Origin of the sequence: Pseudomonas sp. DC1.2 (assembly GCF_034351645.1) — a bacterium.
Lineage (GTDB): Bacteria > Pseudomonadota > Gammaproteobacteria > Pseudomonadales > Pseudomonadaceae > Aquipseudomonas.
In genome coordinates this window covers 5,041,631-5,066,751 of the sequence record NZ_CP133782.1, presented here as the reverse complement: position 1 = coordinate 5,066,751, position 25,121 = coordinate 5,041,631, and the positions used below count along the sequence as shown (strand labels likewise).

At 55.2% G+C, this 25,121-nt stretch carries 21 protein-coding genes and 1 tRNA gene; 4 read left to right on the top strand and 18 right to left on the bottom strand.

The genetic code is table 11. From position 1 onward, the window contains the following. Window positions 1-171 precede the first annotated feature (171 nt). Entirely contained in the window at window positions 172-3,480 is a 3,309-nt protein-coding gene (locus RHM68_RS23045) for a VPA1262 family protein (protein WP_322219264.1), read from the top strand. A 490-nt stretch (window positions 3,481-3,970) separates the two neighbouring features. On the opposite strand, the gene RHM68_RS23040 is transcribed toward RHM68_RS23045, so the two are convergent. From RHM68_RS23040 to rpsU, 16 genes are all read right to left on the bottom strand, one after another. Then, window positions 3,971-4,546 (bottom strand): plasmid mobilization protein, encoded by a 576-nt coding sequence (locus RHM68_RS23040; protein ID WP_322219263.1) that lies wholly within the window; start codon window positions 4,544-4,546, stop codon window positions 3,971-3,973. Between the two features lie 418 nt (window positions 4,547-4,964). After that, a complete protein-coding gene (locus RHM68_RS23035) occupies window positions 4,965-5,225 on the bottom strand; it encodes an antitoxin VbhA family protein (RefSeq protein WP_322219262.1) in 261 nt (86 codons plus the stop codon). A 1,120-nt stretch (window positions 5,226-6,345) separates the two neighbouring features. Beyond that, the gene (locus RHM68_RS23030; protein WP_322219261.1) at window positions 6,346-6,735 is read right to left on the bottom strand and encodes a GIY-YIG nuclease family protein; all 390 of its coding nucleotides are present in this window, start codon (window positions 6,733-6,735) and stop codon (window positions 6,346-6,348) included. A gap of 69 nt (window positions 6,736-6,804) precedes the next feature. After that, window positions 6,805-7,872, bottom strand: coding sequence for a type IV secretion system protein (locus RHM68_RS23025; RefSeq protein WP_322219260.1), 1,068 nt, complete (start codon window positions 7,870-7,872; stop codon window positions 6,805-6,807). A gap of 14 nt (window positions 7,873-7,886) precedes the next feature. Then, a complete protein-coding gene (locus RHM68_RS23020; protein WP_322219259.1) occupies window positions 7,887-8,138 on the bottom strand; it encodes an EexN family lipoprotein in 252 nt (83 codons plus the stop codon). Then, on the bottom strand, window positions 8,135-8,623 hold the full coding sequence (locus tag RHM68_RS23015) for a hypothetical protein (protein WP_322219258.1): 489 nt from the start codon (window positions 8,621-8,623) through the stop codon (window positions 8,135-8,137). Before RHM68_RS23015 ends, RHM68_RS23020 begins: the two co-directional genes overlap by 4 nt. Before the next feature lie 2 nt (window positions 8,624-8,625). Continuing rightward, complete coding sequence (gene virB5 / locus RHM68_RS23010) at window positions 8,626-9,375, bottom strand: P-type DNA transfer protein VirB5 (RefSeq protein ID WP_322219257.1); 750 nt, start codon at window positions 9,373-9,375, stop codon at window positions 8,626-8,628. Window positions 9,376-9,684: 309 nt separating this feature from the next. After that, window positions 9,685-9,942: a hypothetical protein gene (locus RHM68_RS23005; protein WP_322219256.1), complete on the bottom strand. Its 258-nt coding sequence runs from the start codon at window positions 9,940-9,942 to the stop codon at window positions 9,685-9,687. A 56-nt stretch (window positions 9,943-9,998) separates the two neighbouring features. Then, complete coding sequence (locus RHM68_RS23000) at window positions 9,999-10,769, bottom strand: helix-turn-helix domain-containing protein (RefSeq protein WP_322219255.1); 771 nt, start codon at window positions 10,767-10,769, stop codon at window positions 9,999-10,001. After that, complete coding sequence (locus RHM68_RS22995; RefSeq protein WP_322219254.1) at window positions 10,766-11,008, bottom strand: plasmid-related protein; 243 nt, start codon at window positions 11,006-11,008, stop codon at window positions 10,766-10,768. The genes RHM68_RS23000 and RHM68_RS22995 overlap by 4 nt, the downstream gene beginning before the upstream one ends. A 277-nt stretch (window positions 11,009-11,285) precedes the next feature. Then, entirely contained in the window at window positions 11,286-12,341 is a 1,056-nt protein-coding gene (locus RHM68_RS22990; protein ID WP_322219253.1) for a site-specific integrase, read from the bottom strand. A gap of 125 nt (window positions 12,342-12,466) precedes the next feature. Continuing rightward, a tRNA-Ile gene (locus RHM68_RS22985) sits at window positions 12,467-12,543 on the bottom strand. 15 nt (window positions 12,544-12,558) lie between these two features. Then, window positions 12,559-16,305 carry an EAL domain-containing protein gene (locus RHM68_RS22980; RefSeq protein ID WP_322219252.1) on the bottom strand — a complete coding sequence of 1,249 codons (3,747 nt, stop codon included), beginning with the start codon at window positions 16,303-16,305 and terminating at the stop codon, window positions 12,559-12,561. A 122-nt stretch (window positions 16,306-16,427) separates the two neighbouring features. Continuing rightward, window positions 16,428-18,278 carry an RNA polymerase sigma factor RpoD gene (gene rpoD / locus RHM68_RS22975; RefSeq protein WP_322219251.1) on the bottom strand — a complete coding sequence of 617 codons (1,851 nt, stop codon included), beginning with the start codon at window positions 18,276-18,278 and terminating at the stop codon, window positions 16,428-16,430. 67 nt (window positions 18,279-18,345) lie between these two features. Next, entirely contained in the window at window positions 18,346-20,313 is a 1,968-nt protein-coding gene (gene dnaG / locus RHM68_RS22970; protein WP_322223913.1) for a DNA primase, read from the bottom strand. Between the two features lie 481 nt (window positions 20,314-20,794). Next, window positions 20,795-21,010, bottom strand: a complete 216-nt coding sequence (rpsU, locus tag RHM68_RS22965; protein WP_002551877.1) for a 30S ribosomal protein S21 — start codon at window positions 21,008-21,010, stop codon at window positions 20,795-20,797. 199 nt (window positions 21,011-21,209) lie between these two features. Here rpsU and tsaD point away from each other — a divergent pair, with 199 nt between their 5' ends. After that, window positions 21,210-22,235 (top strand): tRNA (adenosine(37)-N6)-threonylcarbamoyltransferase complex transferase subunit TsaD, encoded by a 1,026-nt coding sequence (tsaD, locus tag RHM68_RS22960; RefSeq protein WP_322219250.1) that lies wholly within the window; start codon window positions 21,210-21,212, stop codon window positions 22,233-22,235. Between the two features lie 23 nt (window positions 22,236-22,258). Here the strand turns inward: tsaD and plsY are convergent, their stop codons facing one another. After that, window positions 22,259-22,828, bottom strand: a complete 570-nt coding sequence (gene plsY / locus RHM68_RS22955; protein ID WP_322219249.1) for a glycerol-3-phosphate 1-O-acyltransferase PlsY — start codon at window positions 22,826-22,828, stop codon at window positions 22,259-22,261. Window positions 22,829-22,902: 74 nt separating this feature from the next. Between plsY and folB the strand changes: the two genes are divergently transcribed. After that, window positions 22,903-23,259, top strand: a complete 357-nt coding sequence (gene folB, locus RHM68_RS22950) for a dihydroneopterin aldolase (protein WP_322219248.1) — start codon at window positions 22,903-22,905, stop codon at window positions 23,257-23,259. Next, window positions 23,250-23,768, top strand: coding sequence for a 2-amino-4-hydroxy-6-hydroxymethyldihydropteridine diphosphokinase (gene folK, locus RHM68_RS22945; RefSeq protein ID WP_322219247.1), 519 nt, complete (start codon window positions 23,250-23,252; stop codon window positions 23,766-23,768). The genes folB and folK overlap by 10 nt, the downstream gene beginning before the upstream one ends. 69 nt (window positions 23,769-23,837) lie before the next feature. On the opposite strand, the gene RHM68_RS22940 is transcribed toward folK, so the two are convergent. After that, window positions 23,838-25,067 carry a multifunctional CCA addition/repair protein gene (locus tag RHM68_RS22940; protein WP_322219246.1) on the bottom strand — a complete coding sequence of 410 codons (1,230 nt, stop codon included), beginning with the start codon at window positions 25,065-25,067 and terminating at the stop codon, window positions 23,838-23,840. Between the last annotated feature and the right edge of the window lie 54 nt (window positions 25,068-25,121).

The following is a 25,121-nucleotide window of genomic DNA, read 5'->3' as shown; positions in this document are numbered from 1 at the left end:
CAAACGGTCTGTGATGTAAGGCCTCGGGGAATTTGACGTCTGCACGGGTCTCATCGCCAGCAAGCCAACTCCCCGGTAACAACACATCGAGCGCGTCGGTTTGGAGACGTTAGGCCGAGGCGCCTCCGCACGAGGCAGTGGCTACCTTGCCTCTCACTAAAAGGAAGTAAGATGACTATCAACTTCGAGTCCTTAGTATCTGACTTTAGGCTACACGATCTCTTCGGAGACACCGAGAATCTCAGCGCCACTCAACTTTGGGTACTGGAGATCGAGCACGAGAACACGACCGAGGTCAAATTTCTATACGGACGTTCTCTGCCAGGTACCTTCTGTGCAGATAAATGGACGGGTACGACCAGCAGCAGGACCCTTCTTGGCGCGACTAGCACTGTAAGAACTCACGGACTGACGCTACACACGTCGGCCGACAAGCTAAAGGCTTTCGTCCGAAGCTTCCTCGATGGTGCTTCTCTTCGGGAAGCGAGTCTCCAGGCGGATATCGAGCTAGATGCGAAACTGGTTGGACACGTCCTAGACGTCAACTTTGGCGGCAAACCCACTGCTCGGCCAGTGATGCATTTTCCATCACATGACTTGTATTTTTACCACATCAAACGGTTGAGTCCGACAAGCCTTGCTAGTGCCAATACTGGCGCTGTCTCATCGCCGAGCAAACCATTGCTTTTTGCTGCCGCTGAAGAGTTTGAAAGTAAGCTTGCCAGGGCCGCGTGTGACGCGCTGGACGCCGATACGGGTATGAAGTTCGGCACCTTGGACGCTTGGCGCCTTGGGGATTTCGAGTTCGTCTGTGTGCCTGGTCTGACCAAGAGCGAACGTCTGAAATTTAAGCTGGAGCTCAAAGGGAAAAACTCTTCGCTAAAACTGTTCGAGCCGCTAATGCGGGATCCTGCAGAGCTTCTGGTGGTAGTGAACACCTACAGCGACGGTGCCTCGCAAATGTCGCACATCACTCGCCTGTCTAGGGATGTCGAGTATCCCGTAGACCATATCTTTGCAATCGATACCTTCAAGAACCAAGTAGCTACCGCGTACAGCCTGGAAATCTACGCCATCGGTGCTGACGGCGGGGAATCGAACCTAGTGCTACAGACTGGCTCCTTTTTCATTCGCAGCGTGAACATGAATATGCACGTCGTCGAATCCGTTCACTCAACCGGTCGCATGGATTGGCTCGCGAAGCAGGTACCAGGCAAGCAGAAAACCAAGCTTGAAGCAGCGGGCCGTATTGGCCGAGCTCACCGGCCCAACCGCTCCGAAATCGGCGGACACGCCGATGATCCCTGGGTCACTCAGAATCGGCTGATCGAGGACGATGTAGGTTCGCTGTTGCCTAAGCCCTCCAACGGACGCTTTTTCCAGACACTATCGGTGAGTGGCGGAACGAGCCGTCTGCAGTTGACCGATTGGCTGCGAAAGATCTTTGAGCAGCACCATGACGCTCAGGTTGCTTGGATCGATCCGTACATGGAAAACGCGGGCATCGACCTACTCAACACGCTTGGCACTGCGACCAGCGAGTATCTCATCATCACGACCGAGAAACTGTCCACTGAAGACTCCAAGGCTGCGCCAGGTGAGCCAAACCGCATCCAGAAGTTGCTGGCGAGCTGCGCTGCTTGGGGTAAGGGCTACTACGGTAACGTCCAACTGAGGGTACTTGCTGTACCGGAAAGTAAACTTCACGACCGGATCATCCTAATTCGGGCGGCTAATGGCCGACCTATTGCCGGCTACCACTTGTCCAACTCTATACAGCGAGCCAACATTGAACATCCGCTGCTGGCCACCCCAATCCCGCTTGACGTGTTGCCGAACGTTTTCGTATTAGCGGACCGTATCATCCAAAGCACTCTGCACACGGACGGCAAGAAAGCGCCCACTGCGAAGCTAATTTTCGATTCCAGCACTGAAAGCCCGGAGGAAGAGAACGATCCAATACTGCTAAGTCACCGCTCGTCCTTCACTGATCACAAACGGTCAGGAGATGTCTTTGCATGGTGGTTGGACGATCCAGAGCTGGCCGGTCGCTCAGGATCAGAATTGCACGATCTGATGCAAGCCAAGGGGAACCTAGAAGAAGGCAAGCTCGCCCCAAAACGTTTCAAGGACATTCCCTCGAAATTCTGGAACGATGGTTTTTTGCTCCCAGACGTCCACTCAGCATGGGACGCCGCAGGCTTTGTATTGGCTCATTCACATGCAGGTCACCTTTACAACGATGACCAGAAGTCACTGCCGGATTCGCTGAGGAGCGACCTTCTCGCGCACCTGAGCTCAACGCGGCAAGACGCATTAGCGCCAAAGGTCAAAAAAAGCTACCTGGACTTTGATTACTACCAACGCAAAAACCTCAAAGAACTCTTACTCTCCAACGACCATCCGGAACGAGTGTTTGGATATTCAACCATCGATACCGCTTGGAGCGACTGTTACGCCATCAAGATCCTGTGGTTGAAGGCGCCCCAAGCACTTGTCAATTGGCTGGATCAGGAATGCTCCAGTCCAATGAATGAGGATCCCCGCAGGCGTGCGTTAGTCGTCCAGGCTCTGCAACTCATTTGCCTGTCGCTTGAATTCGATAAGGATCCGTCGCAAATCGGTGCATTGTTGAGATGTAAAGCAAATATCCTGGTCTGGGTAGGCGTCCATGCTTTCAAGGGTGCGTTCAACGCCAGCACCTTCACGGTCGATGCCCTTGGCATGCTCGACATGCTCCAATCCGGGGATCGGCAAACCACGTTGTGCTGGCTGATCAATGAGGCCAACTATGCCGATTCCTCTGCCAAGCATCATTTAGTTAACAGGCTGACTGCCTCGATCGAGAGTCCGCTCAGCGACGTACAACTGAAAGACATCCTCCAACCTGTGCGTGGTCGCCTCGGAAAGCTCCATCACTTCACGCCCTGGATCCTGGAGTCACTTCTGATCCCGATGCTTGGGCTAAAGGTCGTCGACGTTGCACAAGTGTCACGCGAATGGCTGGGGGACCTCACCACCCAGTGGAAATCTGCGCTCAAAGGCGGTTCGCTTTACTTCAAATTTGATGGGGATGGCGCCTTCACCGACGAGCTTGCTACGTTGAGCGCGCACCTTGCGCCAGCAGATCAGCAGTACATCGCAGGTGAGCTCCTCAAGATCTTTAATAATCTAGCTCGGATTATTCGCCAGCCGCTGAGCGCGCAGGTCGATTGGACATCGTTCATCTGTGCGCATGAGGTCAACCTCTGGCTCTATGCCCTCGCCCGTCGTATCGCTGCGCTGATCCACACGGATGAAAGTCAACCGCTGAAGAAGCTTCTGGAAGACAGTAAGTCGCTGATTGAGCGAATCTCGGTTTCGGAGTGGGAAACCCTGCCAAGCCAGGAACTCCTGAAGTATCTAATGGGCGATCCTGACCAGATCAAATCTCATCAGCTACTGGACACCATCGCTTCTGCTATAGACAGCAGTCTTTAACTTAAGGAGAAGGCTGAACTGCAAGATTCAGTCTTTTCTACCATCGTCGCTCTGACAGTTAACCAATCCCGTGTAATTGGCTTGAGGGCACACCTCGCTCACTGTCTTTTGCTGTCTGGTGATTGTTTTGGCGTGGGATGACCGCTACGGGTCCAGGCCGTGTGAAAACGCATGCGCCGTTTTGAAGTCTGCGTTGCTACGTGAAGTCTGCCAGCGTTTGGTTAATCAACAGACCGAAAATTTGCGTAGGAACGCGATTGTCGGCCCCGTCCTGACTGTCAAACCTGCTCTAAAACGTTTTCACACAGTCTCGGGCGATTGCTGCCCTCGCGAACGGTTGAATCCACAACCCAAGGCCAGGTTCGACTTAGCAGCGTTAATGTCCATTTATCGTGCCTGTTCGGCCTGCGCAGTGCGCAATCCTAGTACTCATACTTGGCTAGCAGCTGATTTTTTCGGTGCATTATATGACCGATTTAACAGCTGCCAGTTATACGTGTGATGATTTCTGTGGAAGTGATGTCCCTTCGATATCCCAACGTTCAAGGCTTGCGCGAATGGCCTGGCTGACGACTTCAGTATGCTTCCGGATCAACCCGTTTAACACTTCGATCCTCTCCACTGTTACTGGCTCGTATTCACCATCATTCAGACGGCGAGCGATCTGGTTGAGATTTCGTCCTAGCCTCAAAAGCTGATAGTTCGATTCGCCTAATGCGTCGATTTCGTCCATGCCAAACTGTGGTTCGTGGGTCAAACCGACGCGTATCGCATCGATGATCCAGCGGCGCATGGAGCACCGTTCTAGGTGAGCCCGCTCTTGGATCGCTGCTTTTTCCGAGGCGGTCAGTAGGATTTCAAAGCGTTGCTTGGGCTCGCGAGTCGGAGTCTCTGCGATTTGCTGGTAAGTCTTTAGTTCAGGGGCTGCTGCTTGCGCTAGTTGGTGCTCAATGGCCGCTTTGACTGCTGCCCCCGGAGACTTGCCTAAAGCAAGGCAATAATCCGTCCAGCGGGCTTTAAGCTCTGTCCCTAGGTGGACGTTCATGGAACGGCTCGGCTTGTCCACAAATACTCCCATTCAGCGATAAACAATTTAGCAAGGGCTGTAGCCTCACTATAAGTGTGCGCACACTTTACCGGCGATTGGCCTATCCTGCACTAGTGCTCCATAGACGTCTAAATTTGTTCATGAACAAGGAAATTCGTGGGTGAGATGAGGTTGTGTAATACAGCTTTCCGGTGAAGGCCTATCCTGCACTAGGTCTCATATCCCCCAAACTTTTGTTCATGAACAAGCTTTCCTTGATGCAGTGTGTCGGATAGCTGGGGTAGAGCGAAGGCAGGCGTAGTGGGTGTCACATTCCCGGCGAAAGCCTATCCTGCACTAGATCTCCATGTGCTTGAATCCTTGTTCATGAACAAGCTTTTTCCGGTTCGATGCACGCACGCCTGCAATGAAAATATGTGCATCTCTGGATTTCACTTCACTGGGCGTGTTCTTGTCCCGAGGTCGCTATAAATTCTTCCAGATCAATCTCGCCGCTGATGTAACGCTCGCCGAGGCGTTTCATACCGTCAGTGATTTCAAATGCGGACAGGTTTGCTGAGGCGTTGGCAAAGGCTACAGCTTCCCTTCGCTTGCTCCGCTCAGCCTCCGAGAGTTGGTATACCTTGGGATGGTCAATTCCGGCTGACAGCTCGACGTTTTTTTGATGTTGATCGGTTTTTTGGTCTTCCGAACTCATAGTGGTTCCTGATGGTTTTTTGAGAATTCTTGATCATGTAAAGGATAGCGGTGTAAGGCAATCTCAGCCGTTCTTGATCTTGGCTGGGCCCCAACACGAACGCGAAGCTTGGGTTTGCGAAAGTACCAAGGTTTTTGCTGGATGTGGTGTCAAGGGCGGCACCGGAGGCCGCACGCGGAGCGGAGCCGAAGGCGAGCACCGAACGGGTGAGGATGCCGGGCGTAGCCGTACCCTTGACACCACAGGAAGCGCTCAGCCTATCGCTAGGGGTAGGTCAAGGGCTCCGCCCGCCGTGCCTGCCCCGCAGCCAGTCCGGCAAGTTCGGACACGGGATGCAACCGAAGGGGTTGCCCAAGCGGAGCGCGGAGCTTCAGGACTGGTGTTCAAACATTCCCATCGTTTGGGTTTCTGATCCGAGCAAGCGCCTCCTCCGATGCCTTACTGGGGAGAACCTCGGTTAGACTAGTGGTTCTTCAAGGAAGCTTTTCAAAGGAGTGAATCGGTGCAAACCAACCAAACCGCCAGTTGCCCACATTGCATGAACAACGTTCCATGGGGCGCCTCAGTTTGTAGGGGCTGTCATGCTGAAATTTCCTATGGCACCCCTCGGGCAAGTATCGTCGTTTTCATTATCGTTTCGGTGGCAGCAGGCTGGTATGCGGCGAAGCTCGTTCACGATCACCTGTCTACCAATTCGACAGTCTTGTGGGTTGTGTTCGGGGTCGTCTTCGTTCTGGTAGGTATTCTGTCCATAAAGATCTGTAAGCGTCTTTATACGGGCAAGACTTGGTTTCGACGGATCTACCGGACCAAGTGATCAACCGGCGCAGGACGGCTTTACACGCATGAGTCATCAAAACAAGAACGCTGAAATTGTCTTGTTTTTGAGATTAGTTAATTAAATTCATAGTGTTAACGTTCTTTCATATCCCATCCCCCCGCCCTTCCCGCAAGCGGGAAGGGAGCGAGTCGCCCTCTGTCGTCAAGGGTGCAGGGGAGGCCTCCGGCCTTGATCCCCTACACCCATGCCGTGAGCGTTGGTCGCTTCTGCCGCGTCAAGGGGCCGAGTCCTCGTCGCTTCGCGTCTGCGGGCCGCACCAACCCCTTGACCCGTCATACGCTACTTGAATAGGTCTTTTGTACTTGGGAGACAGGCAAGGTGTTTGCCCAGCTTTTGATAAATGTCCTTCGCTGGATAATTCAATATTGCAGCCCCGCTCAGAAGCATTTCCTTGATCATCGCGCTTTCGCGCCTCATTGCGTCTCCCCGGTAGCGAAATGAGTGATGTACCACTAGCTCAAAGCCAATGCCTGCATCTGCTAACGCGCTGATGAGCCTGAACCGTGCCGCACCTTCAAGCGTTCCAGGGTTTTTCTTCAAATGTGTCCGATACCTGCCATAAGGGTCGGAGGTGTACCCGACGTAGAACGGAAGCTCGTTGGCTGCATTGATCAAGTGGTAGACGTAGTACCGGTTTCTCCCCGATTCCGGCATGAACATCACGGTCATTGCCTTGCTCCTTGCTACGGGTAAAAAAGACCCCGCCTAGGCGAGGTCGATCCATTGTCGTTGATCCTTTTACTGACTCGTTTTGCCCCCTGCGGCTGGCCCCCAGTTTTTCCCCATGTTCTGCATGACATGTTGCCGATACGCAGGGTTCCACATGGTATTGCCCGCCGCCAAATGGTTGAGCCTGCCCCCGGTGACCATCATGCCCGATTGCATATCGCGCCTTGTCGATTGGCGATTTATTGCGTTGCCGGCCACTCTCAGTGGTGAAGTGGCTCCGGCCACCATACGGCCAAAGGTTAAGGTGGCTAATGACATGCCGCCTGCTAACTGCCCTGAGACGGTATTCATCTCGTCCAGGAGACGAGCCAGAACCACCGTCGCGCCGATCAAGAGCAGTGATGTGAATAGGGTGTTCTGATCGCTCTCTAGGTCGACCGCCGACACGAGGTTGTTGAAGATCACGACGGCTAGTGAGAGCACCGTAGCCATCAGGGCAATTCGAAAAATGTAGGTCATGACCTGACCGAGCCACGAATCGAAATATCGTTGCGTGGCAGGGAACATCAAGCACATGACGAACATCGGGCCAATCCCCAACATGATGACCAGGGCCGCTTTCGCAACGACGATCATTCCCCCGGCCGGGATAGCGATAATTCCTGTGGCGAGGGCAATGATCACTGCGTTGAAATAGTCTCCGAACGCCATGTTGGTTTCCTGCCAACCTCGATTGCCCGCTTTCTCCCAAAGATCACCGGATATCCCCCAGCCCTTGCCCAGTGCTCCGTCAATGAGTTCATAGATGGATTTGGGTGGGTAGTCTGCGTTAGATCCGGCCCATGCGGAGCTGACGCCTGTTTCGAGGCCCTGCAATGTCTGGGCGACCCAGGTCATGTAGCTATCGACATTGAGCGCGAACCCTGCAATCAGCAGAAACTTCCCGCATGAAATCAAGAACGTGGACCCGGTCTGTTCTACACGGCCGGTGATCATCATAAAGCCCACTAAAACGTAGTAGAGCGTTGCAAAGGCCACGGCCAGCGTCGTGAACGAGTTGATCACATTACCGGCTGTGGCATCGACGAAAGAGCCAAGGCCCGAATCGATGCTTTCTCCTAGAAACTGAAACAGCATAGGACTATCCATTTTTACTGCCCCTGTGTTTTGGTCGTTGCTGGGTTGAGCCAGCCTCGACGTGAGTTGGCCAACTGAGTTTCTGCTTGCTTTGCGTTTACGCAGTTAGGAGAAATAGCCAGGGTTCCAGGGGAGTTGCTACAACCGGAAATCACCGATGTTCTTTCGACGTCGTGTTTTTTATACCAATCGACGTCATGAATATTCGAATCTCCGCAGGCCGAGAGGGCGGCAGCCAGAGATACAAACGTTAGAAAAGTCCTCATTTTCCCACTCCGTTGTCGCCACGATCCTGGCGGTGTTGATGGGGCTGATGCTCAACCGTCGTGTAAGGCACCTCAGCCAGGCCAGAACCTTTGATGAGGGCAAGGTCGTCTATGATGCGCAGTGCTGCAACGGTACGCAGCACGCTCTCACGAGTTCCGGCCCAGCTTCCTGCAACACGTTCAAGGGAGTCCCTCAATGTGAACAAGCTCGCTACCAGGAGGCCAATCGATATCCATACGGACAGCGTCGATGAAATCGGAGTGGAGTGCCCTGGTAGGGTAAGGCTGGACCAGTCGGCTATTGCGATCATGAAGGGTGTTAGAACCAACGCGGCGGCGAATACGTCTCGGTGAATCATCAGCGGCGCTCGCGCATTAATCTCTTTCGTGAACCCCATTTGACGGACGCAGGCCCAGAATCGGTGAATCGAAAATGCTATGAAGAAGCAGATTAGGATCAGAGGAAGATGGATGATGGTGATCATGGCTACTCTCCACGGCTGGTGAGCTGGACCGTCTGAGGACGAACCCATCCACGACGTGCATTGCTCTTTGCATTGAGTTCGGATTGCCGTTGCTGCTGTAGGCTGTCTTCAGCGGCGGCGACCATGCCGTACATCTGAAGCTTTGTTTGCTCGTTCTGAATGTTTGCCTGTTCAATCGAAATGCGGCTTTGCAGCTCCGCGATGGCCTTGGGGTCTTGAGTGTTGTTGATTTCGGCCATGAGCTGATCAATCTGCCCCATACGTGCTTGGGCCGCGCCGTAAGCTTCCAGGGCGAATCCTTTGTCCTGAGCCCCCTTCACTGATCGCGCTTCACAAGAAGTGCGCTCGAGCTCGCTCACGATGTGAGCGCAGCCATCGTAGGCTTGGTTATTTTCATAGATGCTCTTGGCCGATCCGCTCAACCCTGAATAACCGCTTTTTTTCACGCTGTCGTAAACGTCTTGCCAGTCGTTTGGCAGGTAGTTCCTCAGCTTGGGGTCATTCATTATCTGGCCGAGATCACGAGAGCCCGTGGTCGATTCATATTGGCGAACCATCTGCTGATAATCCGTTTGCATCTGGTCGTATTGCTGTTTCATCCCGGAAATTTGCTGCGTCCATTGAGCCATCGTTTGTACTTGGTTCAATGTTGCGGGTATGTCGCTGGTGATGGTTACCGGGATTTGGGCCTGCGCAGATATTGGTACGGTGAGTGCGCTGATGATGGCGAAAGATCTCAGGTGAAAAATCATGTTGTCGCTCCTAATCGGGTTGGGGCGAACGCAGAGCTGTCTTTCCAGCTGTCCGGCGACTCTTTTTATCGAGCTACTGTTCCCGCCAGTCAGGGCTTGTTTAAGGCCCGTATCCAGTACGCCTTTGCGGCGCTCTTGGGATGTGGTCTATACGGCGCGTCTTTCCGCTGCTTGTCCGGTGGCTCTTTCTATCGAGCTACTATTCCCACCTGTCAGGGACTTTCTTTTCAGCCCCAGCACCCAGTACGCAGAAGCATTCTTAGGGTATAAATTAGCTGCGCTCAGTATTTGATTGCTTCATTTATGTAATCAAGACCAAAACTTTCGATCAATCATAATCTGGTCAGAAATATAAGGGATATTTGCAAGCTCATCTAATGCCATTTCTACTGTCCTAAACCAGTATGGGCGGTTTTCTTCGTCGATGACGGTGTGGTCGACTACCCCGTCCGATACGCTGAGCGCAAAGCCATTCTTGTAGTGTGCTCGTAGGATAACTTGTATGTCACCTGTTCTGTCCAAGCTGTCGCAATAGCTTTCAAGTTGCTTAAAGTGAAGTGGCATCATTTTATTTCCTTAGCGTTATTGGGTGGGATGAGGTTTTCTGAGGGCGCCAAGTGTTACTAAAGTAAAGACTTGTTTCGGATTTGCCTTTTTAACCCGGTCAGGGTGTTAGCCCCAATTTCACTTCGGACGTTTAGTCCGTTGCTGGTCTCAATAGTAGGGCTATTAGAATTTAGCTTCGGTTTACTCGGCTTAGCCAACGGGCAGAAATTTCCTTTGTAGTAGTTTTGAAGGAGCCCGTAAAACCATCTTGAGGATGGGCCTTTGATTCTCTCAGCATTCAGTGCGGCTGCAAGCTCGTCAAGGAGCAACTGAGCGTCCTCCTTTGGTATGTCCTGCAAAAGCTTGACGATCCATACGCTATCACTGGCTTTCAGCTTCGTGGGATAGCGGAGGGTATCCTCTGTTGTTTGTAGTATTTCTTTTTTTTGTTCGGTTGGTAGTTCTTGGTATGTCATCGCTGTGTCATTCCCCCCGCGACACAATGCTGTCTGGGGCAGGGGTGTCGTAGATGTCATCCCCCCTGTGACAGCTTTGTCAGTGGGGTCTAAGGCTTTTGCGGACGGAAGGTTTATGAAGTATCTATTCGTCGTCTGACCGCCATCGTCACGATATTCTTTTTGGATGGTTAATAGGCCTGCCCGCTCAAATTCCTTAATTTGACGTTGCACTGTTCTGGAGGAAATGCCGCAGAACTTTGCGAGGGTTTGCACTTTTGGCCAGCTTTTTCCCTTTTCGTCTGCATGTTTGGCTAATGCCATCATTACAAGCTTTGCGGTCGGAGAACCGAACTCGTGCGTCCAGACCCAGTCGTAGGCTTTGTAGCTCATTGCAATCTGTCCTGAGGACTCACCTCAATATCTAAATTTAACGCGTCATTGATCTGCATTGTCCTAAAATATACGCGGCGGCCGATCCGGATCATTGCCGGTTTGAGCTTTCGGGAAATGTCGGTGTCTGAATACAGAGAGACCCTTACTCCATCAGGAGAGCGCCCTAGTAGAGTGGCAATGTCTGGAATGCTCATTAAGGGGCCGAAACGGTTGAGTAGATACTCTTCAGTTGTCATGTGTAAGCTCGCAGTGTTTGGAGAAGGTCTGCGAATTCTTGAGGGGTATTGGCGTATTGTCAAACTGGCTGATGCGCCGAAATTACCAATATATAGTATCTTGGTTGGCTGTTTTGTACGTCTTGGTAGTCTTGGGTTGGCTGTATTGGTTTTGGAGTTAAATGGAGGGTGTCTGATAGCGCCTATATATATCGGGGGTTTGCTAGTGTTTGTTAGTTTTCGATGATGCGACTATAAAAATAGCCGCATTTTTTCACGATTTTTTATAAAAACTTAGTCATTTTGAGATTTTGTCCAGTTTATCCACCAGATCTTCAGCTCGAAGGTGGGTGTATCGCTTCAGCATCTGCATCGACTTATGACCACTGATGGCTGAAACCTCTTGGTCAGATAATCCGCCTTCGACAAGCCGACTCACTGCTTCATGGCGCAGGTCGTGAAACCTGAAGTCAGGCAGATTGAGCTTTTTCTTCAGCTGTCCCCAAATTTTCGTGAAGGTATAAGGTCGACGTTTCTTGTCCTTCCCGGGCTCACCGAAAAACACCAAGTTGCAGTCGATTGGTCGCACCGGGTTGTCCATCGCAGCTTTGAACACCTCAGTAGCGCGCTTGCTCAGTGGAACGGTTCGGGAGCCGTCGTTCTTCGTGTCTGAGAGACGTATGACACGCTTTGCCAGATCCACTTGGGGTCGTCGTAGGGATGAGATCTCAGACGAGCGCATGCCCGTTTCCAGAGCGATGCAAACAATCCAGCCCAGCATAGGGTTGCTGTGTCGATTCACTGCCGCGAGCAGAAGGCGTTCTTCCTCCGGCGATAACCTTCGGTCACGACCATCCCCAGGGCTTGGCTTACGGATGTTCAGCACTGGATTGAACGTCAGACCCAAACCCCACTCCTGAATTGCTACCGTGTACAGGTGGCTCAATAAGGCCAGTTCGAGGCGCACGGTGTTGTTGCTGATGGTCCCACCACGGCTGGGTTCGTTCAGGCGCTTGTCACGATAGCCGGCGATGATTTCAGCGGAGAGGGCAGCCAGTGAGTATTTACCCAGGTGCTCGATGAGTTTCTTGGCTTTCGAGGTTTCGCCACGCTGAGTGGTGGGCTTCTTGGTGGGGGTTATGTCGCTCAGGTAGCGCTTGAGTGCAGCCTCTAGCGTCATTTTCTCCGAGCCGCTACGCCGGATGTACACGCCACGCACCATTTCTTCTTCGGTACGCCTCGACCAGTCCTCCGCATCACGCTTTGTGCGGAAGGTTTTGGCGACAGTGGGCCAGCCATTTTTACGAATGAGCGCCTTCCAGGTGCCGGAAGGAGTTTTGACGAGAGTTGCCATGAGAGGGTGCTCCTAGGCGGCTGGCGAACCAGCACTGTACCTAAATTGTACCCTTGGACCATAAGACTGTATCTGCGATGGACCAGCCAGAAACGCGAAAGCCGCGCAATGCGCGGCTTTGGAGTTGGTGGGCCCACACGGACTTGAACCGTGGACCAAAGGATTATGAGTCCCCTGCTCTAACCAACTGAGCTATAGGCCCTCAGTAGGCCGCGGATTATAGCGACGGTTTCTCCGCTGTGCTATCCGAAAAATCTGAAACGGTTATACGAAGAAACGTCGCGGCGAATTCGTCAGGCGGTAAGGGCAGGCTGACGATGTAGCCTTGAATCTGTTCGCAGCCTTCGGCGGCGAGGAATTGCTGCTGCGCGAGGGTTTCTACACCCTCGGCTATGACGGTGAATTGCATGCTTCGGCCCAGGGCGATGATGGCTCGCACGATTGCTGCGTCGTGGGGGTCGTCCGGCAGGCCGCGGACGAAGGACTGGTCGATCTTGAGGATGTCGAGCGGCAAGCGTTTAAGGTAGCTCAGCGACGAGTAGCCGGTACCGAAGTCATCGATGGCTAGCTGCACGCCCAAGTGTTTGAGTTGGTGCAATACCGAAAGCGCTTCTTCCGCCTGGCTCATGATGAAGTTTTCGGTAATTTCCAGTTGCAGAAAATCCGGCCGCAGGCGGTTGTCCTTGAGCAGATGTTCGATACGACTTAGCAGGTTCGGTTGGCGCAGTTGCGCGCCGGCAAGGTTGACCGACAGTGGTCCTGGGCTGTCGTAGAGTCGGTTCCATTCGTACATTTGTCGGCAGGCAGTTTCGAGTACCCAGTCGCCGATTTGCAGGATCATGCCGTTCTCTTCAGCGAGCGGAATGAAATGTTCTGGCGGCACGTCACCAAAGGTCGGGTGATGCCAGCGAAGAAGCGCTTCGGCACCGACGAGGCGGTGGTCTTCCAGGCTGATTTTAGGTTGGTAGTACAGAAACAGCTCATTACGCTCAATGGCGCGCCTCAGTTCGTGTTCCAGCGCCACGCGCTCGCTGGCCTGCGCGGTGAGGTCGCGGGTGTAGCTTTCGACGCGGTTGCGGCCCTTGGCCTTGGAGCGGTACATCGCCGCGTCTGCGTTCTTGACCAGTGTGGCGACGTCGCCACCGTCCTGCGGGTAGAGGCTGGTACCGATGCTGGCACTGATGAAAAACTCATGCACACCCGCCTGGAATGGCGCGGCGAAGCAATGAAGCAATTTGTTGGCAATGTGGTCGGCGTCGCTGGGTTGTTGAAGGCCCGGAAGCAGGATGATGAATTCATCGCCGCCCAAGCGCGCCACGGTATCAATGTCGCGCAGTTGCTCCTTGAGGCGAACGGCGATGCCCTTGAGCAGCAGGTCGCCGACCGGATGGCCGAGGCTGTCGTTAATGTGTTTGAAGCGGTCCAGGTCGAGGAACAACACTGCGCCCTGACCGCCGTTTTCCTGCTGACTATTCAGCGCGACCAGCAATCGGCTCTCGAACAGTGTGCGGTTCGGCAGGCCGGTGAGGGGGTCGTGGTGGGCCTGATAATCGAGCTTGGCCTGGGCGTGTTTGAGGCTTGAGATGTCGGCGAACACCGCGACAAAATGGGTGATGAGCTTGTCTCGATTGCGCACGGCGCTGATGGTCAACCAGCTGGGGTAAAGCTCGCCGTTCTTGCGTCGGTTGGAAATCTCGCCCTGCCAATGACCTTCGGCGGTTAGTTGATGCCACATGGCCGCATAGAATGCGCTGTCATGCAGCCCCGAGGCGAGCAGGCGAGGGGTGTGGCCTAGTGCTTCGCTCTCGCTGTAGCCGGTGATTTCAGTAAACGCGCGATTGACCGCGCTGATGTGCTGCTGTGTATCGGTAATCAACACTCCCTCGGCGGTGCTCTCGAACACTGTGGCAGCCTGTTGTAGTTTTTCCTGCATCAGATGCCGCTCGGTGATGTCCCTGGCAATGGTCAACATGCAGTCTTCATCACCGATGGGCAGCGGACGGCTGGACACTTCGCACAGTCGTATCTGCCCGTCACTGCGGCGAATATGGCAAGTGAAGTCGCGAACGAAACCATCTCGTTGCAGCAAGTCCAGCATCTGCTTACGTTCGTTCAGGTTGACCCAGATGCCCAGGTCGAGGACCGAGCGCTCCAGGGAAATAGCGCTATTAAAGCCAGTAATGCGGCTGAAGCCTTCGTTGACTTCAATCAGCAGGCCGTCGCTTTGTCGGGACAGTAGTAGACCATCGGGGGACGCGTGAAAGGCTTTGGCGAACTTCTCTTCGGAGGTTTGCAGTTGCTTCTGGGTTTCCTTGAGTTGACTGATGTCGCGTACCACGACGACCAGCGCAGGCGTCGTATCAAGATCAAACGGCTCGGCGGAGATAAGACCGGTGAACACTTGTCCGTTGTTGCGGCGGAAGGGCATCTCCAGGTTGCGAATACTGCCGGCCTGCAATCGTTGTAGCAGGCCGGGTCCGACTCCCGGGATCCCCCAGATATTCAGGGTGGTTGCGGTTTGGCCAACGACGTCTTCGGCCTTGAGGCCTATCTGCTCTTCAAACGCCTTGTTGACCTCCAGCAAGCAGCCGTCTGAAAGCCGGGCAATCACCAAAATGTCCGGGCATTGCTGGAACACCGAGGCGAATTTTTGCTCCGACAGCCGCAAGGCTTCCTCTATGTGCTTGGTTTCGCTGATGTCGATCATTAGCCCGCGCAATACGGGTTCGTGGCCATGCTCAATCAGGCTGACAATGTCGCGCACCCACAGGCAATGACCGTCGGCGGTAATCACCCGATAGTCTTGGCTGTGATCGCGGCCCGCCACAATTTCGCGAGCACAGAAGTTTTGCGCGCGGGTCAGGTCAGCGGGGTGAATAATGCTGCGCCAGAAACCTGGAATCAGCCAATGGGCGAGGGGATACCCTAGCAGCGCTTCGGCATGTGGTGACACATAGCTGTACGTGAAATCAGTTATCCGCGCTTCCCATGCAATCGCCGAAAGACTTTCTACCAGTCCGCGGTAGTGGTATTCGCTGGTACGCAACTCCTGTTCAAGGTCGATCCGGCGTGCAATCTCTGAGCTCAGTCGACGATTGATGCGGATCACCACCGCCAGCACCGTGATGAGCAACAGCATTCCCGGCAGTCCATAGATCAGCAGGTTGGACCAGAACGACCGATGGTCCAGTACGTTGCCGACCCAGTGTTCTTGAATGGCACTGATCTCATCGGGTGTTATGTCGGCCAGGACTTTGTCCAGGATGCCCACCAGGACTTTGTTTTTTGGTGGCACGGCCATCGCCAGTTGGTAGCGGTAAGGGGTTTCGCCGCTGACATAGAGCCCGTCGAGCTTGAGTTGGCGCAAGCTCCAGACGCTGGAAGCAAGATCGCCTACGACCGCATCCACTTGATCGGTTGCCAGTGCCTGTAAGGCCGAGCTGACGTTGGGCATCGCCACCAGGTTTAAATCCGGGTGATGTGTGCGCAGTAGTTCATGAGGGGCGTAGTTTTCCACAACAGCGATTTTCAGACCGTACAAGTCTTCGATCTTGCGGGGCTGGGCGCCGCCCCTATGGGCGAGAATGACAATTGGAAAATCCAGGTAGGGTCGGGTGAATGACAGATAGGCCTGTCGTTCCGGGGTCGACATGATGCCGGGTAGCAGGTCCAGTTTGCCTTTCTTGACCTCCTCCAGAACCACGGTCCAACTGACCGGTTCTATGGGCGTGAGCTTGATGTTTAGGCGCTGGCGGATCAGGTTGATGTAATCAGCGGCCAGTCCCTGGTAACGACCCTCTTCGTCGCGAAACTCGAATGGGGGCCATGAAGCATCTACACCCAGGCGCAGGTCCGGGTGGGCCGTCAGCCAGCTACGTTCTTCGTCGGTCAGAGTCAGCGCGCTAGCCGTTGCGGTCCAGGTAATCAGCGACAGCAAAAAAAGCACGGTCGACAGTCTGGGCATAACGGTCTCGTTATGGCTCGGGGAATGTTTCGAGTGTAGACGGGCAATTCGGCGGGGGGTGGGGCGCGGTAAATTTAATCTGCACAAAGCAAAACCCCCGGCCTGCGCCGGGGGTTTTGTGATCACTCGTCGAGGAAAGAGCGTAAATGCTCGCTTCTCGTCGGGTGGCGCAACTTGCGCAGCGCCTTGGCTTCGATCTGGCGAATCCGTTCACGGGTCACGTCGAACTGTTTACCAACCTCCTCGAGGGTGTGGTCGGTATTCATGTCGATACCGAAGCGCATGCGCAGAACCTTGGCTTCACGTGCAGTAAGGCCAGAGAGAACTTCGCGAGTGGCTTCTTTAAGGCTCTCAACGGTAGCGACATCGATTGGCGACTGCATAGTCGAGTCTTCGATGAAGTCACCCAAGTGAGAGTCTTCGTCATCACCGATCGGGGTTTCCATGGAGATCGGCTCTTTAGCGATCTTCAATACCTTGCGGATTTTGTCCTCAGGCATTTCCATGCGTTCGCCCAGCTCTTCCGGGGTCGGTTCGCGACCCATTTCCTGCAACATCTGGCGGGAAATACGGTTGAGCTTGTTGATCGTCTCGATCATATGCACCGGAATACGGATGGTGCGGGCCTGGTCGGCGATCGAGCGAGTGATCGCCTGACGGATCCACCAAGTGGCATAAGTCGAGAATTTGTAGCCGCGGCGGTATTCGAACTTGTCTACCGCTTTCATCAAACCGATGTTGCCTTCCTGGATCAAATCGAGGAATTGCAGACCGCGGTTGGTGTACTTCTTGGCGATCGAGATCACCAGACGCAAGTTCGCTTCAACCATCTCTTTCTTCGCGCGGCGGGCCTTGGCCTCACCGATCGACATGCGACGGTTGATGTCCTTGATCTCGGCGATCGTCAAACCGGTTTCGGTTTGCAGCGCGATCAGCTTCTGTTGGCAACGAACGATGTCGGCCTGGAAGCGACCAATGGCTTCAGCGTATTTGCTTTTGCCCTTGGCCAATGCATCGGTCCAGCTTTCGTCGACTTCGTTGCCCGGGAACTGGCGCAGGAAGTCAGCACGAGGCATGCGAGCATCACGAACGCAGAGTTGCATGATCGCGCGCTCTTGTTGACGCAGACGATCCAATGCCCCACGAACACGCTCAACCAGGCCTTCGAATTGCTTCGGAACCAGCTTGATCGGCATGAACAGCTCGGCCAACAGCACCAGCTCGGCAATTGCCAGCTTATTGCTACGACCGTGCTTTTTCAGTGCCTTGCGGGTGATTTCCATCTGATCGGAGACAGCGCCAAAACGCTGTGCTGCGATGACCGGATCTGGACCGCTTTCGACTTCTTCTTCGTCGTCGGTGCTGGCTTCAGCTTCTTCTTCGTCGGTTTCGTCGTCCGCTTTCACGGCTTTCGGGTCGACAGGCGGCGGTACTTCGGCAGCAGGCGGCGCAATGCCGTCGTCCGGGTCGATATAACCGCTCAGGACGTCGGACAGACGTCCGCCTTCGGTGGTGACGCGAGTGTATTCGGACAGAATGTGGTCAACCGTGCCTGGGAAGTGCGCAATTGCGCCCATCACTTCACGGATGCCTTCTTCAATACGCTTGGCGATTTCGATTTCGCCTTCGCGTGTCAGAAGCTCTACCGTACCCATTTCACGCATGTACATGCGCACTGGGTCGGTGGTGCGACCAATGTCGGTTTCGACCGCTGCCAACGCTGCTGCTGCCTCTTCGGCCGCCGCTTCGTCGGTATCGGCGTCGGCCAGCATAAGGGAATCCTTATCTGGCGCAACCTCGAATACGTTGATCCCCATGTCATTGATCATGCGGATGATGTCTTCCACCTGTTCCGGATCTGAAATATCCTCCGGCAGGTGGTCGTTGACCTCCGCGTAAGTCAGGTAACCCTGCTCACGACCAAGTGTGATCAACTCTTTGATACGAGACTGCTGTTGCGCTTTTCCGGACATAACACCCTATCCACTGAAGGTCTTGGCGGGCAAAAAACAAGCCGAGGATTATACCTGAGCTATGACCTCACGCGCCAGTTGAGGTCGGGCTTGATGCGGAAACATTGCGACTTAAAAGGTCGCGCAGTTGATTTTTCTCTTCGGCACTTAGCTCGCTTTGACGTGCTTTTCTAAGAAGTTGTTCCAGATTTCGCTCGCGTTGGCGGGCTGACAAGCTAGTAATGGTGTCGAAAAACTGTTGTTCAAGGTTATCTCCATCAATCAGCCATTCCTTTTCCGCCAGCGCCTTGAGCAATCGTCCTTGCTCTGTACCGTGCCAGCGCGCAATCAACTGAAATGAGTTTAGCTTGGGATTCTTCTGTACCGCCTCCAGCAGGGCCACCAACAATTGAGTATTGGTGTGATCCTCGGCAGCAAAATGCCCAGCATCCTCAACTTTTTCGGCCAGTTGCGGGTGATGTAGCAAGGTGCGCAGGGCTGACAGCGTCGGCGGCTCTACGGCTGCTGGCACTCGCGGCGCGCGGGGTTGATCACGACCGCCGCCGCGCTTGCCGTTCTTGTCCCAGGGTTTCTTGTCCCACTTCTTACCGCCGGCGCCGGGTTTCTTCGGCGTCCATTCCTGCTGCGGCGCATACATGTCTTGTGCTTGTGGCTGATGGTAGTCGCTGTAATCCGGCATGGCATCGTAATCGATGCCTGGGTCGTAAGCCGGTGGCGCCTCTTGTGGTGCGCTGTGTACCAATTGGCTGACAGCTTCACCGCTCAGGCCGGTGATTTCGCTTAGTCGCTGGCGCATCAGGATTCGCAGGTTGGCGCCTGGGACTTTGTCGATGAGCGGCGCGGCGAGGGTGGCCATGTGAGCCTTGCCTTCGAGCGAGCGCGGGTCGGCTTCTTCAGTCAGTTGCTGGAAAAAATAATCTGCCAGTGGCTGGGCGTGCTGGTTGATCCGCGCGCGGAAGGCGTCAGTGCCTTCGGAGCGGACCAGTGTATCCGGGTCTTCGCCCTCTGGCAGGAACAGAAAACGTGCTCGTCTTCCATCTTGCAGGCACGGCAGGGCTGCCTCTAGCGCTCGCCAGGCGGCATTGCGGCCGGCTTGGTCGCCGTCAAAGCAAAACAGCACGTTGGGCACGACGCGAAACAGTCGCTTCAAGTGCTCTTCGCTGGTCGCAGTGCCGAGGGTGGCGACGGCATTGCGCAAACCTTGTTGGGCCAAGGCAATAACGTCCATATAGCCTTCGACAACGATGATTTCGTCGAGGTTTCGGTTGTTTTTGCGTGCTTCATAAAGACCGTAAAGCTCTTGGCCTTTATGAAATACCGGGGTTTCCGGTGAGTTCAGGTATTTCGGTTTGTCGTCGCCAAGAACGCGGCCACCGAAAGCGATGATGCGCCCGCGACTGTCGCGGATCGGGAACATGACGCGATCACGGAAGCGATCATAGCGTTTGCCGGTTTCGGCGTTCTCGATCAGCAAGCCTGCATCGACCATGGCTTTCTGTTGCAGCGTGTCGCTGCTCAAGTGCTTGAACAGGTTGTCCCAGCCCGGAGGAGCAAAGCCGAGGCCAAAGTCCCTGGCGATTTCGCCGGTTAGGCCGCGACCTTTTAAATAATCCACAGCCGCCTTGCGCGATGGATGGCTTTTCAGGGCTTGACGGTAAAAGTCGGCGGCGGCGGTGAGCAGCGGGTACAGCGGCGAATCAGTCGGCTGTCGCGGTTTGTGCGGGCGACCGCTTTCTTCTCGGGGGATTTCCATGCCGGCGGCTTTGGCCAGTTCTTCGACCGCCTGGATGAAGTCCAGGTTGTCGTGGTCCATCATGAAGCCGAGGGCGTTGCCGCCAGCGCCGCAGCCGAAGCAGTAATAGAACTGTTTGTCGGGGCTGACGCTGAAAGACGGGGTCTTCTCTTTGTGGAACGGGCAGCAGGCGGTGTAGTTCTTGCCGGCTTTTTTTATCTGCAGGCGCGAGCTGACCACGTCGACTATGTCGGTGCGGTTCAGAAGGTCGTCAATGAAGCTCTGGGGAATTAGCCCGGCCATGGCGTTCTCGTCATCTGCGATGAATTGGATCCCGGCGATGGGCTGGCGAACGCGGGTCATTGTCTGAGGCACGCACAGTGTGCGGCTCGACCAGTGTCGTCTGCGTAATCGCTGTCGGGAAGTGTATCTGCCGAAAATCCACTGACGTTAGTGCTGATCAGTATTCGACGCTATGAAAGTGTTGCGCTGAAATCCGCTACGGCCAATCGATGGCCTCGGATAGCTCATAATCTGGCACGCATGCTGGTGCCTTGGGCTGATCGTCGTGAGAGGAATCAGTGGATGTGCTCGTCAGTAGCCTTGGAAGGCTCGTCAGAAAAGACGTGCACCGCTGGCAAAAGAGCCAGGTCTGACGCTGTGAAGCAGATGTGTCTCGGTCGCGTCTGCGGCTTTGACGGTGAAGCATCAAGCGTTTTCCGAAAATGCCATTAGCCCGGCTGAGGGCCGGGCTTGGCAGAAGCTTGCTACGAACGTCTGTGTATTAGTACAGACGAACGGCACGGCGCTGTTCGCGCTGTACTTTCTTGGCGTGACGCTTAACAGCGGCTGCTGCTTTACGCTTACGCTCAGAAGTTGGCTTCTCGTAGAATTCGCGGCTACGAACTTCAGCCAGTACACCGGCTTTTTCGCAGGAGCGCTTGAAACGACGCAGAGCTACGTCGAAGGGTTCGTTCTCTTTTACTTTGACGGCTGGCATCCAGAGCTACCTTCATTCATTACCGGGGTCAACATCCTCGCGGCAAAAGAGCACTTGAAGACGTCGGTTTTTAAGGGTTGCGGATGTTAACCCCTCATTGACCGGAATGCAAAGCCTCTGATCGAAAACCGCTAGTCGGGGCATCCCATGGCGACTATTATGCGCGCCTTCGAATTCAGCCTAAACAAGGCGTAAACCCATGCTAGTACTGGGATTAGAAACCTCTTGCGACGAAACCGGTGTCGCACTTTACGACAGTGAGCGAGGTCTGCTGGCCGACGCGCTGTTCAGTCAGATCGATCTCCATCGTGCCTATGGTGGCGTGGTGCCGGAGCTGGCCTCGCGTGATCACGTCAAACGCATGCTGCCCTTGATTCGTCAGGTGTTGGCGGAGGCTGACTGTGTGCCTACCGAGATCGACGCCATCGCTTATACCGCCGGTCCCGGACTGGTCGGTGCGCTGCTGGTGGGGGCTTCCTGTGCTCAGGCGTTGGCTTTTGCCTGGGGTATTCCGGCCTTGGGTGTGCATCACATGGAAGGCCATTTGCTAGCGCCGATGCTTGAGTCGCAACCGCCCGAATTCCCGTTCGTCGCTTTGTTGGTTTCAGGGGGGCATACGCAGTTGGTTCAGGTCGATGGGATCGGCCAATACACGTTGTTGGGCGAGACGCTCGATGATGCGGCCGGCGAGGCGTTCGACAAGACGGCAAAGATGATGGGGCTCAATTATCCGGGTGGTCCCGAAATCGCTCGCCTGGCAGAGCAGGGGGTTGTAGGGCGTTTCCTTTTTCCACGTCCGATGTGCGACCGTCCAGGCTTGGCTTTCAGCTTCAGCGGCTTGAAAACCTTTGCCCTGAATACTTGGCAGCAGTGCGTCAGCGTCGGGGACGACGGTGAGCAAGCCCGTTGCGACATCGCGCTGGCGTTCCAGCAGGCCGTGGTGGAGACTTTGACCATCAAGTGCAAGCGTGCTCTCAAACAGGCCGGCATGAAGCGTCTGGTGATCGCTGGGGGCGTCAGCGCCAACAAGGCTTTGCGTGTTTCGTTGGAGAAAATGCTCGGCGACATGAAGGGCGATGTGTTTTATGCCCGCCCCGAGTTCTGTACCGACAACGGCGCCATGATTGCGTTTGCCGGCTGCCAGCGCTTGCAGGCCGGTCAGCACGAAAGCTTGGCGATTAGCGTGCAGGCGCGCTGGCCGATGGAGCAATTGTCGGCCTTGTGATCGGTGGCACTTACGAGTGGTATTTAAAAATGCCGTTCGCGCCCGGCAAACAGGTCGCGTAGATTGCCGCGGTGGCGCCAGACGATCAGGCCCGTGAGTGCGCTCATGGGCAGCAGCGCGGCCGGTTCTTGCCAGGCGAGCAATGGCAGAGTCAGCGGTGTGGCGATCAGTGCGGCGAGCGAGCTGGTGCGGGTCAGATAGAACGTCAGCAGCCAGGCGCAGACCGCCAGCAAGGCTGCGGGTGGGTAAAGGCCCAGCAGCATGCCGGCAGCGGTGGCGACACCCTTGCCGCCATGAAAGCGGAAATACAGCGGGTACAGGTGGCCCATGACGGCGCAGACGCCGATCCAGGCCTGTTCTTGTAGCGAAAGGTTGGCAGCGCCGGCGATCAGCACCGGCATCAGGCCTTTGCAGAGGTCTCCGATCAGGGTCAGGACGGCGAGCTTCTTGCCGGCCAGGCGCAACATATTGGTAGCACCCGCATTGCCCGAGCCACTCATTCGCGGATCCGGATTACCGGTCAGGCGGCTGAGCAAAATGGCGAAGGACAGAGAGCCAAGCAGGTAGGCGAGAGTCGCCAGTAACCAAAACATGCTAACTATTCCGGGCGAGGACGCCCTGATTCTAACGGCGCATTGCGCCCTTGTCGTGCAGTGGAGAAGAGTGCTTGGACAGAGTGTTTATCGAGGGCCTGGAAGTTGACACCGTCATAGGTGCCTACGACTGGGAGCGAGACATCCGACAGTGCCTGCGACTTGATCTGAGCTTCGCTTGGGATAATCGCCCGGCAGCGGCCGGTGACGACCTGACCTTGGCACTCGACTATGCGAGTGTTTCATCGCGTATTCAGGTCTTTGCCGAGCAAGCGCAGTTTCAGTTGGTGGAAACGTTTGCCGAGCGCCTGGTGCAAGTATTGATGAGTGAGTTCAACATCACTTGGATTCGCCTTAAATTGACCAAGCCGGGCGCAGTGCCGGCGGCCACGGGTGGTGTGGGCGTGGAGATCGAGCGCGGATGTCGCTGACTCAGGTGTACCTCGGGCTCGGGAGCAATATCGAGCGTGAATCCCATTTGTACGCCGGCCTGGAAGCCCTTGCGGATTTTCTGGTGGATATACAGTGCTCGGCGGTGTTTGAAAGCCAGCCAGTGGGGATCAAGAGCGGGCCGTTCTTCAACTTTGTGGTGTCGGCCTTCACTGATTTGTCATTGGTGGAGCTGGACCGGCGATTGAAATTGATTGAGGCGGACAATGGTCGCTATGCGCCAGACCGCAAGGGTTTGCCGCTGGACATCGATGTCCTGTTGTTCGGTGACCTTGTGGGCAACTTCGATGGCTTGGTCCTGCCTCGGGCGGAAATTCTGAAAAACGCCTTTGTGTTATGGCCGTTGTCGTTGATTGCGCCGGACAGGGAGCACCCAGGCGTGGGCAAGAGCTTTGCGACCTTGTGGGGCGAGGCGCAGATTGAGCAGGTGCTGGCGCCAGTGGCATTCGAGTGGCGTGGCAAGCCACTCACGCCTTTGAATTTATTGTGAGATGGGTTCGCGAGCAGGCTTGGTCCCAGAGGATTGAGCGGCCCCGCGAGCGCTCGCCCGCGGAGCTTTTCAGGCAGGCGTCGTCTCTTTGTAAGCCTTCAACGCCTTAAGCCGCTCACGCTTAATCGCCTCCCCCAACTCAGGCCCCTTAAATCCCTTTTCCAGTAACGGTTGAACCGCGACGGTTCGCGCCGCATTCGCCGCTCCGCGCAAATAATCCGCCTGGGGATAACTTCTTTGCTCAAGGCCCTTGCGTCCCCGAGCATCCATTTCGCACGCCGAAATAAACTCTTCAAATCGCTGCGGTCGCCGGTACACGTCGAAGCTCTGCAGTAGCTCGAGCAGCGTCGACGGTTTGAGCTCCAGGGCGCGATGGCCATGAGTGTGGTATTGGCCTACCAGCAACGCTAGTTCCTGGCAGTCCTTCGGCGCCTTGAATCGTTCGTTGACCGCTTTGATCAGCTTCAGGCCCTTGTGCTCGTGGGCGATGTGCCGTGGCCATTCCTCCTCGGGCGTGAGTCCTTTGCCCAAGTCATGCAGCAGGCAGGCCCAGCGTACCGTCAGCGGTTGTTTGTGCCGCGCTGCTTGCTCCAGCACGCTCAAGGTGTGTACGCCGGTATCGATTTCCGGGTGATGGGCCTCCGGTTGTGGTACGCCGAACAAAGCGTCGATTTCCGGCATCAACACCTTGAGTGCGCCGCACGCACGCAGGACCTCGATAAACACCTGTGGCTGGTCTTCCATCAAGGCGCGAGCGATCTCTTTCCAGCTGCGTTCTGCGGTCAGTGCCTCCAATTCCCCAGAATCGCTGAGTTGACGCATCAGTTCCAGCGTCTCGGGGGCGACGTTAAAACCCAGTGCTGCGTAACGAGCGGCAAAGCGTGCAACGCGCAAGACTCGCAGTGGATCTTCTGCGAAAGCGGGCGATACATGACGAAGCACTCGGGCCTCAAGGTCGCGTTGACCTTGGTAAGGGTCGGTCAGGTTTTGCTGAGCGTCTTCGGCCATGGCATTGATCGTCAGGTCGCGACGGATCAAGTCTTCTTCGAGGGTGACTTCGGGGCTGGCGTGAAAAGTAAACCCGCCGTAACCGCGTCCGCTTTTGCGTTCGGTCCGGGCGAGCGCGTACTCCTCGCCGCTTTTGGGATGAAGAAACACGGGAAAGTCCGAGCCCACAGGGCGAAAACCCTGGGCGAGCATTTCTTCTGCGGTTGCCCCTACCACGACCCAGTCGATGTCGGTGACAGGCTTGCCTAGCAGGCGATCACGTACTGCACCACCGACTTTATAAATCTGCATAAAAAACCTCCGTTAGCTCGACAGAATAACCGTTGCGTCGAACTTCCGGAGGCG